The organism is Serratia sp. CY47444 (genome assembly GCF_052168635.1).
GTDB classification, from domain to species: Bacteria; Pseudomonadota; Gammaproteobacteria; order Enterobacterales; family Enterobacteriaceae; genus Serratia; species Serratia bockelmannii.
This window is the reverse complement of record NZ_JBJNMH010000031.1, coordinates 15897-29097: the sequence shown is the minus strand read 5'-3', so window position 1 is coordinate 29097 and position 13201 is coordinate 15897. Positions and strand designations below refer to the sequence as shown.

Genomic DNA, 13201 nt, shown 5'->3' with positions numbered 1-13201 from the left:
AGTCGGTGAACCTCTACAACACGCGGCGGCCGCACTTGTCGCTGAAATACAAAACGCCCGATGAGGTTCATCGGGCGTTATCCGGTTGAAAAGTGTCAACCTATATCAGGACTAGTCACGCGCGGGGCGTTTCAGATCGGGCAGCCGCCCATTTTTTCTTCTTCGCTCAGGGTGTCCAGCTGCAGGATGTTCAGCATGCTGTTGGCGATCTCCCGTTCGCCCATCACTACCTGATTGGCGCCGCGATCGGTGATGTAGGCCACCTCGTCGTCGTAGTGGGCGCGGGCGATGATCTCGATGTTCGGGCGCTTGGCGCGCGCCGAGGCGACGATCTCGCCGGCCTCATAGCCGTTGGGGATAGTCAGCAGCAGCCAGCGTGCGCAGTCGAGCCGCGCCAGATCCATCACTTCCGGATTGGCGGCGTTGCCCAACACCGTCTTGATGCCTTGCTCGCGCAGCGCTTCCACCCGCGGGCGGGAGTTTTCGATCACCACCAGCGGAATGCCCGCCTCGGCCAGTTTGCCGCCCAGCAGGCTGCCGACGCGGCCGTAGCCGACCACCAGCGCATGGTTGCACATCTCTACCGGGATCTGCTTCTCTTCTTCCACCGCCTCTTCGAGGATTTGCTCTTCGATGGTTTCGGTCTTGGCCAGATAGCGCTCCAGCAGGGTGAACAACAGCGGGTTGAGCATGATCGACAGGATAGCGCCTGCCAGCACCAGATTGCGACCGTGTTCCGACATCATGCCGAGCGTGATGCCAAGGCCCGCCAGAATAAAGGCGAACTCGCCGATCTGTGCCAGGCTGGCGGAGATGGTCAGCGCGGTGCGCTTGGAGTGGCCGAACATTTTCACCAGCAGGAACGCAGCGGCGGATTTGCCGAACACGATGATCGCCAGCGTCGCCAGCACCGCCAGCGGTTCGTTAATCACGATCATCGGATCGAACAGCATGCCGACCGAGACGAAGAACAGCACCGCGAACGCGTCGCGCAGCGGCAGGGTATCGTGCGCCGCGCGGTGGCTCAGTTCGGACTCGTTCAGCACCATGCCGGCGAAGAAGGCGCCCAGGGCGAAGGAGACGTCGAACAGTTTCACCGCGCCGTAGGCGATGCCGAGCGCCAGCGCCAATACCGCCAGGGTGAACAGTTCGCGCGAGCCGGTGCTGGCGGTTTTCGACAGGATCCACGGTACCAGACGGCGGCCGACCACGATCATCAGCGCGATGAAGGCGATGACCTTGCCGATGGTCAGCGCCAGCTCCATCAGCAGTTGGCCGCTGCTGGCGTTGTTGTTGCCCAGCATGTTGCCGAAGGCCGGTAGTAACACCAGCGTCAGCACCATCGCCAAATCTTCGACGATCAGCCAGCCGATGGCGATTTGCCCGCGCTGGCTGTCGATCAGCTGCCGTTCCTCCAGCGCGCGCAGCAGCACCACGGTGCTGGCGGTGGAGAGACAGAGGCCGAACACCAGCCCGGAGATCAGATCCCAGCCGAGCAGCTTGGACAGCCCCATGCCGAGCAGGGTAGCGACGGCTATCTGCGCCACGGCGCCGGGTATGGCGATAGATTTTACTGCGAGGAGGTCTTTCAAAGAGAAGTGCAGGCCAACACCGAACATCAACAGGATAACGCCGATTTCCGCCAGTTCCGGCGCCAGTGAGGTATCAGCAACGAAACCGGGGGTGAACGGGCCGGCGAGTACCCCTGCGGCCAGATACCCCACCAGAGGGGAGATGCGCAGGCGGTTCGCCAGCATGCCGAGGAGGAAGGCGAGTACTAACCCTCCGACGATGGTGGTAATGAGCGGTGTTGAATTATGCATCCATACTCCTTCTGGCTATGCATCGCGGCACGGGAGAAACGCAACAAAGTTACGAAAAGATACATTTAGTTTATTGCATTTGTTCGCGGCTTGCTTGGCTAATTTGGCCTTTTTTGTAAAAAAGCAGAGGATTTCACTTAAGGCGGGGCAATAAGGGAGTTTTGTGTCAGATAAGCCAAATAATATTGATTTATCCGTAGGATAACCCGGATGAATAAATAATTTCATCCGGGCGGTTCGCGGGGTTATTGCGGTTTATGCTCCATATTGGGCAGTAGTGCGGTGATAATGCCGATCAGCGGTAGGAAAGCACAGATTTGGTAGACCAGTTCGATACTGGTTAAATCGGCGACATAACCAAGAACTGCCGCGCCTAACCCGCCCATACCGAAAGCAAAACCGAAGAATAAGCCGGAAACCATGCCGACTTTACCGGGGATAAGCTCCTGAGCGTAGACCAGAATGGCGGAGAACGCCGAGGCGAGAATAACCCCGATGATCACCGTTAAAATGCCGGTCCAATAGAGTGATGCATAGGGTAAAACAAGGGTAAATGGCGCAGCGCCGAGAATAGAGCCCCAAATAACGTATTTACGCCCTATCTTATCGCCAAGAGGCCCGCCGATAATGGTGCCAGCCGCTACTGCGAACAGGAAGGCGAACAGATGAATTTGCGCATTCTGCACTGAAACGCCGAACTTATGTATCAGATAAAAGGTGTAATAGCTGCTAATGCTGGCCAAGTAGAAGTATTTGGAGAAAATTAGCACCAGAAGAATGCCCAGCGAGTAGGCAACGGTACGTTTTGGCAGCGGTTTCAGCATCGACGGGCTTTTCGGCTGCCCTTTAGTTGCCCGGTGCTGATGTTGATACCACTTGCTGACCTGCAGCAATACCACGATCGCCAGCAGTGCCGCCAGCGTGAACCAGGCGACGTTGCCTTTGCCGTAAGGCGCGATGATCAGCGCGGCCAGCAGCGGGCCGAGCGAGCTGCCGAAGTTGCCGCCGACCTGGAACAGCGACTGCGCCAGGCCGTGTCGTCCGCCGGAGGCCATGCGCGCCACGCGCGAGGATTCTGGGTGGAAGACCGATGAGCCGGTGCCCACCAGCGCCGCCGCCAGCAGCACCAGCGGGAAGGTGCTCGCCACCGACAGCAGCAGCAGGCCGGACAGGGTAAAGCCCATGCCGATCGGCAACGAGTAAGGCTGCGGGTGTTTATCGGTGTAATACCCGATCAGCGGCTGCAGCAGCGAGGCGGTTAGCTGATAGGTCAGGGTGATCATGCCGATCTGCACGAAGCTGAGGTGAAAATCGGCTTGCAGGATCGGGTAGATCGCCAGGATCAGCGACTGGATCATATCGTTGAGCAGGTGAGACACGCTGATGGCGCCAAGGATGGAGAAGGCGGTTCCCTTCACCGCACTGCCCTTGGCGGGCGGCATCGCGCTTTGGCTACTGTCGGTCATATTATTATTAGCCTGAGAAGTTGTTGAGCACAGAGATGACATCTTAGGCAGGGCGCCCAATTTTTACCATATCTGAAATAATCAGACTCACATCGCAAAAATTTGAAATCAGCTGTCATTAATTCGCGCTACAATTCCGCCCTCATCATAAAAGCTATTGAATACACGGAGATCCGCCATGCGTTTTTCGCTGAAAACCACCGCATGCGCGCTGGCCGTTTCCCTGACGTTGCTGTCGGGGGCCGCCAGTGCCTGGGAAAAGGATAAGACCTACGCCATCACCATTCTGCATAACAACGATCATCACGGTCACTTCTGGCAGAACGATCACGGCGAATACGGTCTGGGCGCGCAGAAAACGCTGGTGGACGGCATTCGTCAGGAAGTGGCGGCGCAGGGCGGCAGCCTGCTGTTGCTGTCCGGCGGCGATATCAACACCGGCGTGCCGGAATCGGATTTGCAGGACGCCGAGCCGGACTTCCGCGGCATGAACCTGGTGGGCTATGACGCGATGGCGATCGGCAACCACGAATTCGACAACCCGCTGAGCGTACTGCGCCAGCAGGAGAAATGGGCAACTTTCCCGCTGCTGTCCGCCAATATCTATCAGAAAAGCACCGGCCAACGCCTGTTCAAGCCTTACGCCTTGTTCGACAAGCAGGGCATCAAGATTGCCGTTATCGGCCTGACGACCGACGACACTGCTAAGATTGGCAACCCGGAGTACTTCACCGACATGGAGTTCCGCGTGCCGGCGCAGGAAGCGAAGCAGGTGGTGGAGCAACTTCGCAAGGACGAGAAGCCGGACGTGATTATCGCCGCCACCCACATGGGGCACTACGATAACGGCGAACACGGCTCGAACGCGCCGGGCGACGTGGAGATGGCGCGCAGCCTGCCGGCCGGATATCTCGACATGATCGTCGGCGGCCACTCACAGGATCCGGTGTGTATGGCCGGCGACAACCGCAAACAGGTGGATTATGTGCCGGGCACGCCGTGCTCGCCGGATCGCCAGAACGGCACCTGGATCGTGCAAGCGCATGAGTGGGGGAAATACGTGGGTCGCGCCGACTTCGAATTCCGCAACGGCGAGCTGAAGCTGGTGCATTATCAGCTGATCCCGGTAAACCTGAAGAAGAAGGTGGAGAAGGCGGACGGCACCAGCGAGCGGGTGTACTACACCCAGCAGATTGCGGAAGATCCGACCATGATGAAGCTGCTGACGCCGTTCCAGGATAAGGGCAAGGCGCAGCTGGGCGTGAAGATCGGCAGCGTCAACGGCAAGCTTGAAGGCGATCGCAGCAAGGTGCGCTTCGTGCAGACCAACCTGGCTCGGGTGATGCTGGCGGCGCAGAGGGAGCGCGCCGACGCCGACTTCGCCGTGATGAGCGGCGGCGGGGTGCGCGATTCGATTGAAAGCGGCGATATCACCTACAAGAACGTGCTCAAGGTGCAGCCGTTTGGCAACACGTTGGTGCATGTCGATATGAAAGGCCGTGAGGTTGAACAGTATCTGGCGGTGGTGGCCAACATGAAGCCGGACTCCGGCGCCTACGCCCAGTTCGCCAACGTCAGCCTAGTGGCGGACGGCAAGGGCGTCAGCGAGGTGAAGATCAACGGCCAGCCGCTGCAGGCGGATAAAACCTACCGCATGGCGACACTGAACTTCAATGCGCTGGGCGGCGACGGCTATCCGAAGCTGGACGGGCTGCCGAGCTACGTCAACACCGGCTTTATCGATGCCGAAGTGCTGAAGCAGTACATCGAGAAACACTCGCCGCTGGATGCGGCGGCCTACGAGCCAAAGGGCGAGATCGTCTATCGATAGAGGTGTAGCGGAACGGCGTTCTCGCTTGTCGCGGGGGCGCCGTTCCCGCCTTCGCGAGCCTCCTCTCCATCAACGCCTTCTGTCGGCGTTGCCGTTTTAGACGGCGTCTTACTTTCGTCTCTCCATATACGCCCTCGCTGGGCAACCCATCATATTCTTGAAAAAAGTGGCGAAGGCGCTGTCGCTGGAAAACGCCAGCTGGCCGGCGACGTCGGATTGGCTCATCCCTGCGGCCAGCATCTCTATCGCTTTGATCAGGCGCCATTGCTGACGCCATTGTTGATAACCGAGCCCGGTTTCACGGCGGAAAATCCGGCTGATGGTTTTCTCGGAAGCGCCGCTATAGCGCGATAGCTCGTGCAGCGGCGGAAGCATGTCCAGATTGGCCAGATGGCGCAGGCGGCGGTCGCTGGGCAGCGGCAGCAGCGTCAGTTCGCGCGGCGCGGCGGCGATCTCGTCGAGGCAGACCGCCAGAATATTGGCGTAAGGCCCATGCTGCCAGTCGGTGTCGAAGGCGGCGAACGCGATGCGTTCCAACACCTCGCGCAGCAGCGGCGAGGCTGTCAGTACGGCAAGCTGCGCAGGCAGACAGGCATAGCGATCGGCGTCGAGATAAAGCGAACGGTAACCGACGACGCCGTTGACCTGAACGCGGTGAGCCACCTGCGGCGGGATCCAGGCGACTCTGCCCGGCGGCAGCATGCAGATGCTTTGGTTGAGCGTGATGCGCATGCTGCCTTGCTGACAGAACAGCAACTGCCCCCTGTCATGCCAATGCGTGCCCGAGTCGTGCTGCGCCAGTTCGGCGGCGATCCCGAGTACCCCGTTGTCGAGCGTATCCGGATTAAAACTGTCCTGCGCCTGAAGCCACGCCATAGTATGTCCGATTTTGTAAATTTATTGTCTTTTATATTGTAATCGGCACCGGGGAGCTGATGCTACCTTGTGCAGCCTATTCTTGGCTACAGGATCTGTTATGCAACGTAAACTGACGCTGACGTTGGCGACGTCGATGATGATGTTTCCCCAGGTGGTGGAGACCATCTACAGCCCGGCATTGACGCACATTGCGCACGGTTTCCGGGTCAGTGCGGAGATGGCGGCGCAAACGCTCTCTTGTTACTTTTTCGCTTTTGCGCTCGGCGTGGTGGTATGGGGGCGGATGTGCGACGTCATCGGACGCCGTCCCACCATTTTGGCCGGGCTGACGCTCTATCTGCTGGCTTCTATCATCGCGCTGTTCAGCGGCAGCTTCAGCGTGCTGCTGGCGGCGCGTGTGCTGGCCGCCTTTGGCGCGGCGGTCGGTTCGGTCGGGACGCAAACGGCGATTCGCGATCGCTTCGACGGTTATGAGTTGGCGCGGGTGTTCTCGGTGATGGGGATCGCCATGGCGATCAGTCCGGCGGTTGGCGTGTTGAGCGGCGCAGTGCTGACTTACTATTGGGGCTATCAGGGGGTGTTCGGCGGTTTGGCGCTGTTGGCGGCGCTGTTGTTGGGCTATGCCGGTTGGCAACTGCCGGAGACGCGTCCGCAACAGGTGGTGAAGAGTTCATTTTTCGGCACGCTGGGGCGGATGATCAAGGACGGGGATATTTGGCTCAGTGCGCTGTTGGTGGCGTTGTTCAATATTTGCATGTTCAGCTATTACCAACTGGCGCCATTCCACTTCTCAGCGTTGGGATTGCCGGCGCAGTGGTTCGGTTATACCGGTTTGGTATTGGCGGTCGGAGTGGGTATCGGCGCGGCGATCAACAAGTTTTTGATCGGCAAACGCTGGCTGTTCCCCGCACTGTTGATGCTGGCCTGCGCGCTGTCGCTGACCGGCGGCCTGCTGGTATTGCTGCTGGAAGGGACCTTGTGGTTTGTTCTGCCGATGATGCTGGTGGTGATGGCGTACGGCATCGCCATTCCCAATATTCTGGCGCGCGCGCTGCGCCATTATAAAGACTGCATGGGCACCGCCGGCGCCATCCTTGGCCTGATGTATTACCTGATGCTCGGCGGTGGCCTGGTGCTGGCGGGGCTGTCGCTGCACTTGGGTGCCGTGCTGTCGCTCTGCAGCCTCTGCGTGCTGCTGTTGGCGTGGCGGGTGGCGCACAACGAGCGTCGTTTGGCGTTGCCTGCGCGTAGCTGAATGATAAACGGGGCGGACATTCTCGCCACCGCTGCCTTCCAATGATAGCCTGAGCGACAATTTGGTTTTGATAACGCAAACAGGAAGATGACATGTTGAAAACCGCAGGCTGGCTGCTGCCCGCCATCCTGGCGCTGGCGGGGTGTTCGTCATCCGGCCAAGGTCATGAGCAAACGCTTAGCCAGGCGCTGGCGGCCCTCGGCCAGGACAAGGCGCTGGTTGGGGCGTCGAGCGGCGTGATGGTGCGCGATGCCGAGAGCGGCACCGTGCTGTATCAGGCGCACGCGGAGCAGCGTTTGGCGCCGGCTTCCAACATGAAGATGTTCACTTCTCTGGCGGCGTTCGGCGTGCTGGGGGCGGATTACCGGTTTGAAACCCGGCTGCTGACCACCGGTGAACAGCGCGGCAACACCTTGCAGGGGGATCTCTATCTCCAGGGCAGCGGCGATCCGACGTTGCATCCTGACGATCTCGACACCTTCGCCGCCACGCTGGCGCAGCGCGGCGTTCGCCAGATTCATGGGCGGCTGATCCTGGACGCCAGCGCGTTCGATCAAACGCCATTCGGCGCCGGCTGGAGCTGGGACGATGAACCCTTTGCCTTCGCTGCACCGATCTCGGCGCTAAACTACGCCTTTACCCCCGGCGGCGATATCAACGTGGTGCGGGTGGATGTGCAACCGGGCGCCCGCGCCGGTGCGCCGGGGCGGGTGAGCTTCTATCCCGCCAATGACGCGGTGACGCTGGTCAACCGTACCAGCACCGGCGGCGACACCGCACTGACGTTCGAGCGCCAACCGGGCAGTAACCGGGTTGTGGTCAGCGGCACCATTGCCGCGCAGGCGGAGGCTCGTTCGCGATTGATCACTGTCGATCAACCCACCCGCGTGGTTGGTGCCTTACTGCAAAATGCCCTGCGCGCGCACGGCATTACCCTGCGCGGTAATGCTGAAGAGGGTGTGACGCCGGCCGGCGCACAGCTGCTGGCGCAAAAAACCTCGCCGCCGCTCTCCCGCCTGGTCGTCACCTTCCTGAAAGTGTCCAATAACGGTTACGGTGAGGTACTGACCAAAGCGATGGGCCGCAAAACGCAGGGTAAGGGGGATTGGGCCGCCGGCCTGCAGGCGATCGGCCAGTTTGTGCAAAGCCAGGGCATCGCGGCCGGCGCGTACCGTCAGGTGGACGGTTCAGGGCTGTCGCGCATGAACCAGATCACGCCGCAACAGCTGACGACGCTGCTGTTGGCGGCCAGAAAACAGCCGTGGTTCGCCGACTGGTATCGCGCTTTGCCCGTCGCGGGCCAGCCGGGGTTGCTGGTGGGCGGCACGCTGCAGCACCGTATGGTAAAAAGCGCGGCGGCGGGCCGCGCCCACGCCAAGAGCGGCTCCATGACCGGGGTCTCGTCGCTCAGCGGCTATGTCGACTCGGCGACCGGGCGGCCGCTGGCGTTCGCCATCATCAGCAACAACTATCTGGTGCCCGGCGCGGAGGTGAAGGCGCTGGAGGACCGCCTGGTGGAAACGCTGGCAGCCTGTGACGCCACGGTGGTGTGCCGCTGAGTACGCGGCGTCAGTCGCGTTTGGCGATGTCGGCGAAGCTGCCGGCCAGCAGGCGGCACAGATCGGCGGCGGCCAGCTCGATGTCCAGCCCGCGTTTGCCGCCGGAAACGTAGATGCTGGCGAACGCTTGCGCCGGGCTGTCGATCACCGTCGGCAGCCGTTTTTTCTGCCCCAGCGGGCTGATGCCGCCCACCAGATACCCGGTGACGCGCTGCGCCAGCTGCGGATCGGCCATCTCGGCCTTTTTGGCGCCGAGGGCGCGGGCAACCTTTTTCAGATCCAGCTGGGTGGCGACCGGCGTGACCGCCACCGCCAGGTGTTTGGCGTCGCCGTTCAGCGCCACCAGCAAGGTTTTGTAAACCCGATCGGCATCCAGCCCCAGCTTTCTCACCGCCTCATCGCCGAAGTTGGTTTCGTCGCTGTCGTGGTGATAAGGATGGAGGGTGAAGGCGACCTTTTGTTTCTCAAGCAGAACGACTGCGGGCGTCATGATGTGTTGTCCAAAATGTCCCCATCGGGGAAGGGGTGATAACCAGTCTTAAAAATACAAAAATCCAACCTGCCCGGCAACCTGAGCGGCTGTTACATAAAGCGGGTTGCCAAGATATTCACCGGGTTGCTACCCTGTTTACTGTAACCGTTAACACGGTTGCTATGCGTATAACTAGAATACAAGAAATTCCTCTTTGACTGGCCAATAGCGATATTGGCCACTTTTTTACCCCTGTGGCTGCAGCATCGCCGGCAGGTTATCCTCGCCATACAGGTGCAATGCGCCAACCGCCACCACATAGTCCCCGGCCGGCAGCGCCTCCAGCTGACGCCGCCAGTCGCGATTGCGCTGATGCATCAGCACGTCGTACAGCCCAGCGCTGAAGGTGGCCGGCAGCGTGTCCAGCGTGCCGCGCGGTTTGGCGTCCAGCCACCAGCTCACCATGGTTTGCAGCAGCCGCGCGTTGGTATGCCAGTGTTCCAGCGTATCGCGCAGCAGTGCGATGCCGCCTTCCGGCAGCTGTTCCAGCATTGCCAACTGCTGCTGCGCCCCTTCAAGTTCGATCACCGGTTTGTCCTGCGCTCTGGCGGCCTGCAGCAGCTGATAATCTACGCCGTACTCTGCGCGCAGCCCCAGACGCTGAGCCTGCCGCGCCTGCATCATCAGCGCCACCTGCCAGCCGGGCAGGGTGGCGAAGGCGTGCGGATCGGCGCCCAGTTCGTGGCACAGCGCCAGCAGCTGTTGATACTCTTCGGCGGACAGGCGCTGTTCCAGCTCCGGCTGCTGTTCGGCGTGGTCGAAAGGGGAGGCGGCGCCGGTGATATCGGCTTCGACGATCAGCGCGTCGGCCTGTTGCAGCCGGGCGGCCAGCCGGGGCGGCAGCGGCGACATATCGACGGTGCCCATATGGATGCTGCCCACCAGATGCAGCCGACGTTCGCCCGGCAGGGTGATGTCCAGCGCCGGATAAGCGTAACTTTTGGGCGAGATCAGGCCGAGAAAGGCGGCGAGGCGGCGTAACAGTTGACCCATACGGCGTGGCTCCTGAATAACGGGTGCGCGTTTTCGCGTGCAAGGCGAGGGAAAATCGTCATTCATGCTAAACGCTATCCGCCGCGCAGGGAAGCCCGGAAAACAGCGGGGCGCCTTGACGGCGCCCCGGAGCTTACTTCCTGGGTTTAAAACGCAGCAGCCGGTTGGCGTTGCTGACTACGGTAATCGATGACAGCGCCATCGCGGCACCCGCCACCACCGGGCTGAGCAGCGTGCCGGTCAGCGGGTAGAGCACGCCGGCGGCGATTGGAATGCCCAGCGTATTGTAGATAAAGGCGCCGAACAGGTTCTGCTTCATGTTGCGCAGCGTGGCCTTCGACAGTTCCACCGCATCCGCCACCCCGTGCAGGCTATGACGCATCAGGGTGATGGCGGCGGTCTCGATGGCGATGTCGCTGCCGCCGCCCATCGCGATGCCCACGTCGGCCTGCGCCAGCGCCGGGGCGTCGTTGATGCCGTCGCCGACCATCGCCACGCGTTGGCCCTGCGCCTGCAGCTGTTTGATCGCCGCCGCTTTGCCGTCCGGCAGCACGCCGGCAATCACCTGATCGATACCGGCTTCTTTGGCGATGGCGTTGGCAGTCACCGGGTTGTCGCCGGTCAGCATCACCAGCTGATATCCCTGCTGGTGCAGGCGCTGCAGCGCCGCGATGCTGTCCTCGCGTAGCGGATCGCGAATGGCGAACAGCGCGGCCGGTTTACTGTCAACGGCCAGCAGCACCGGCGTCACGCCGCGTTCGGCCTGGGCGCGCATCGGCGCCTCCAGTTCGTCGGCCGCGACCTGATGTTGTTTCAGCAGCGCGGCGTTGCCCAGCAGCACCTGCACGCCGTCGATCTCCCCGCTGACGCCGGCGCCGCGCAGGGTGCGGAACTGCGCCACCTGCGGCAGCGTTTGCCCGGCGGCGCGTTCCATGATGGCGCGCGCCAGCGGGTGGTTGGAGCCTTGTTCCAGCGCGGCGGCCCAGCCGATCGCCTGCTGCTCGCTGACCTGATTGAAGGTCAGGATCTCCACCACCTGCGGTTTCCCTTCGGTCAGGGTGCCGGTTTTGTCGAACACCAGGGTGTCCAACAGGCTGGCCTGTTGCAGGGCGTCGGCGTCGCGAACTAGCACGCCGAACTCCGCCGCGCGGCCGACGCCGGAGATGATCGACATCGGCGTTGCCAGGCCCAATGCGCACGGGCAGGCAATGATCAGCACCGTAGTGGCGATCACCAGCGTATAGACCAGCTGCGGCTGCGGGCCGAAGAAGTACCACATCGCTGCGCTGAACAGGGCGATCGCCACCACCGCCGGCACGAACACCGCCGAGACGCGGTCAGCCAACTGGCCAATCGCCGGTTTACTGCTCTGCGCCTGACGCACCAGTTTGATGATGCGCGCCAGCGTGGTTTGGCTACCGATGGCGGCGGCGCGGAACAGCACGCTGCCGTCGTCGACCACCGTCCCGGCATGCACCGTATCGCCGGGGCCTTTCTGCTGTGGCACCGCTTCGCCGGTCAGCATCGCTTCATCGAGCCAGACTTCGCCCTGCACGATTTCACCGTCGACCGGCACGCGATCGCCGGTGGTCAGCCGCAGCGTCATGCCGAGCTGCACCTCCGCCAGCGGAATATCGCGCTCGCCGTCGTCAGTCACCAGCCGCGCAGTGGGCGGCGTCAGATCGAGCAGCCGCTCCAGCGCCTGTGAAGAACGCTGACGAGCGCGCTGCTCCAACGCATGGCCGAGGTTGATTAAACCGATGATCATCGCGCTGGCCTCGTAATAGAGGTGGCGCGCTTCCATCGGGAAGAAATCGGGCCAAATGTTGACGGCGATCGAGTAAAGCCAGGCGGCGCCGGTGCCGAGTGCCACCAGGGTATCCATGGTGGCGCTGCCGTTCATCAGCGCGCGCCAGGCGTTGCGGTAGAAGTGCCCGCCGGCAAACACCATCACCGCCAGGGTGATGACGCCGACCAGCAGCCAGGGGCGCTGGGTTTCCGGCGTCAGCGTCATGCTGCCGCCGAACAGCCCCCAGGCCATCAGCGGGATACCCAACGCCAGCCCCAGCGCCGCCTGCCAGCTAAAGCGCTTCATGTTGGCGCGTGCGGTCTGCTGTTGGCGTTCGCGACGTTCGGTCTCGTCCTGAATCATCTCGGCACCGTAGCCGGCTTTTTCCACCGCCGCTACCAGTGCCTGCGCATCGGCGGCGCCGGTGACCAGCGCACTGCGCTCCGCCAGGTTGACGCGCGCGTGTTCAACGCCGGGGACGCTTTGCAGCGCATGCTGCACTTTATTGACACAGCTGGCGCAGGTCATGCCGCTGAGCAGCAGCTGTACGCTGTCGTCCGCGTTGTCGGTTGCCGGAAGGGGAGGCTGCGCCGCTGGCTGAACGTCCGGCAACGAAGGTGTTGCGTCAGTCAACGGCTCAGTTTTTGGGACGACGGCACCCGCCACGCTGGCGTGATAACCGGCATGTTCCACCGCGGCGATCAGCGCCTGCGGATCGGCATCGCCGTACACTTTCGCGCTGTCGATCTCGACCTCGGCGGCGAACACCCCCGGCACCGCTTCCAGCGCCTTGCGGGTGCTGCCGACGCAGTGCATGCAGCTCAGGCCGCTCAGCTGCAGTTCGGTGTCGGCGCGCGGCGCGACTTCGGCCTGATAGCCGGCGGCGATCACGCTGTCGATCAGCGCGTTGTCCGGTGCGTCGCCGGTCACTTTGGCGTAATGCACGTTAACTTCGGCTTTTTCGACATCGCTGCGGCTTTCCAGGGCTTTTTTCACCCGCTGCGCGCAGTTCATGCAGGACAGCCCCTGCAATGCCAGCATAGTGGTGTGTGACATGATTGAACTCCTTGCTTA

The 13201-nt window shown here is 61.9% G+C and carries 9 protein-coding genes; 3 read left to right on the top strand and 6 right to left on the bottom strand.

The features are described from left to right. Positions 1-131: 131 nt before the first annotated feature. Together ybaL and ACJ8IL_RS23995 are read right to left on the bottom strand one after the other, a co-directional pair. Positions 132-1823, bottom strand: a complete 1692-nt coding sequence (ybaL, locus tag ACJ8IL_RS24000; RefSeq protein ID WP_025301798.1) for a YbaL family putative K(+) efflux transporter — start codon at positions 1821-1823, stop codon at positions 132-134. Positions 1824-2068: 245 nt separating this feature from the next. After that, positions 2069-3289, bottom strand: a complete 1221-nt coding sequence (locus tag ACJ8IL_RS23995; RefSeq protein WP_049206191.1) for an MFS transporter — start codon at positions 3287-3289, stop codon at positions 2069-2071. A gap of 178 nt (positions 3290-3467) precedes the next feature. Here ACJ8IL_RS23995 and ushA point away from each other — a divergent pair, with 178 nt between their 5' ends. Then, positions 3468-5120, top strand: coding sequence for a bifunctional UDP-sugar hydrolase/5'-nucleotidase UshA (ushA, locus tag ACJ8IL_RS23990; RefSeq protein WP_442516903.1), 1653 nt, complete (start codon positions 3468-3470; stop codon positions 5118-5120). Positions 5121-5228: 108 nt separating this feature from the next. Here ushA and ACJ8IL_RS23985 read toward each other — a convergent pair whose 3' ends face one another. Further along, positions 5229-5996 (bottom strand): AraC family transcriptional regulator, encoded by a 768-nt coding sequence (locus tag ACJ8IL_RS23985; protein ID WP_099817503.1) that lies wholly within the window; start codon positions 5994-5996, stop codon positions 5229-5231. 100 nt (positions 5997-6096) lie between these two features. On the opposite strand from ACJ8IL_RS23985, the gene ACJ8IL_RS23980 reads away from it, so the two are divergent. Together ACJ8IL_RS23980 and dacB are read left to right on the top strand one after the other, a co-directional pair. Then, positions 6097-7254 carry a multidrug effflux MFS transporter gene (locus ACJ8IL_RS23980; protein ID WP_049209319.1) on the top strand — a complete coding sequence of 386 codons (1158 nt, stop codon included), beginning with the start codon at positions 6097-6099 and terminating at the stop codon, positions 7252-7254. Between the two features lie 92 nt (positions 7255-7346). Beyond that, positions 7347-8813: a D-alanyl-D-alanine carboxypeptidase/D-alanyl-D-alanine endopeptidase gene (dacB, locus tag ACJ8IL_RS23975; protein WP_060432566.1), complete on the top strand. Its 1467-nt coding sequence runs from the start codon at positions 7347-7349 to the stop codon at positions 8811-8813. A gap of 10 nt (positions 8814-8823) precedes the next feature. Here the strand turns inward: dacB and ybaK are convergent, their stop codons facing one another. The 3 genes from ybaK to copA all read right to left on the bottom strand — a co-directional run bounded on the left by ybaK (position 8824) and on the right by copA (position 13183). Then, positions 8824-9303 (bottom strand): Cys-tRNA(Pro)/Cys-tRNA(Cys) deacylase YbaK, encoded by a 480-nt coding sequence (gene ybaK, locus ACJ8IL_RS23970; RefSeq protein WP_197770441.1) that lies wholly within the window; start codon positions 9301-9303, stop codon positions 8824-8826. 228 nt (positions 9304-9531) lie between these two features. Next, positions 9532-10338: a TraB/GumN family protein gene (locus tag ACJ8IL_RS23965; RefSeq protein ID WP_025301805.1), complete on the bottom strand. Its 807-nt coding sequence runs from the start codon at positions 10336-10338 to the stop codon at positions 9532-9534. A gap of 133 nt (positions 10339-10471) precedes the next feature. Beyond that, the gene (gene copA, locus ACJ8IL_RS23960; RefSeq protein ID WP_442516902.1) at positions 10472-13183 is read right to left on the bottom strand and encodes a copper-exporting P-type ATPase CopA; all 2712 of its coding nucleotides are present in this window, start codon (positions 13181-13183) and stop codon (positions 10472-10474) included. Positions 13184-13201: the final 18 nt, after the last annotated feature.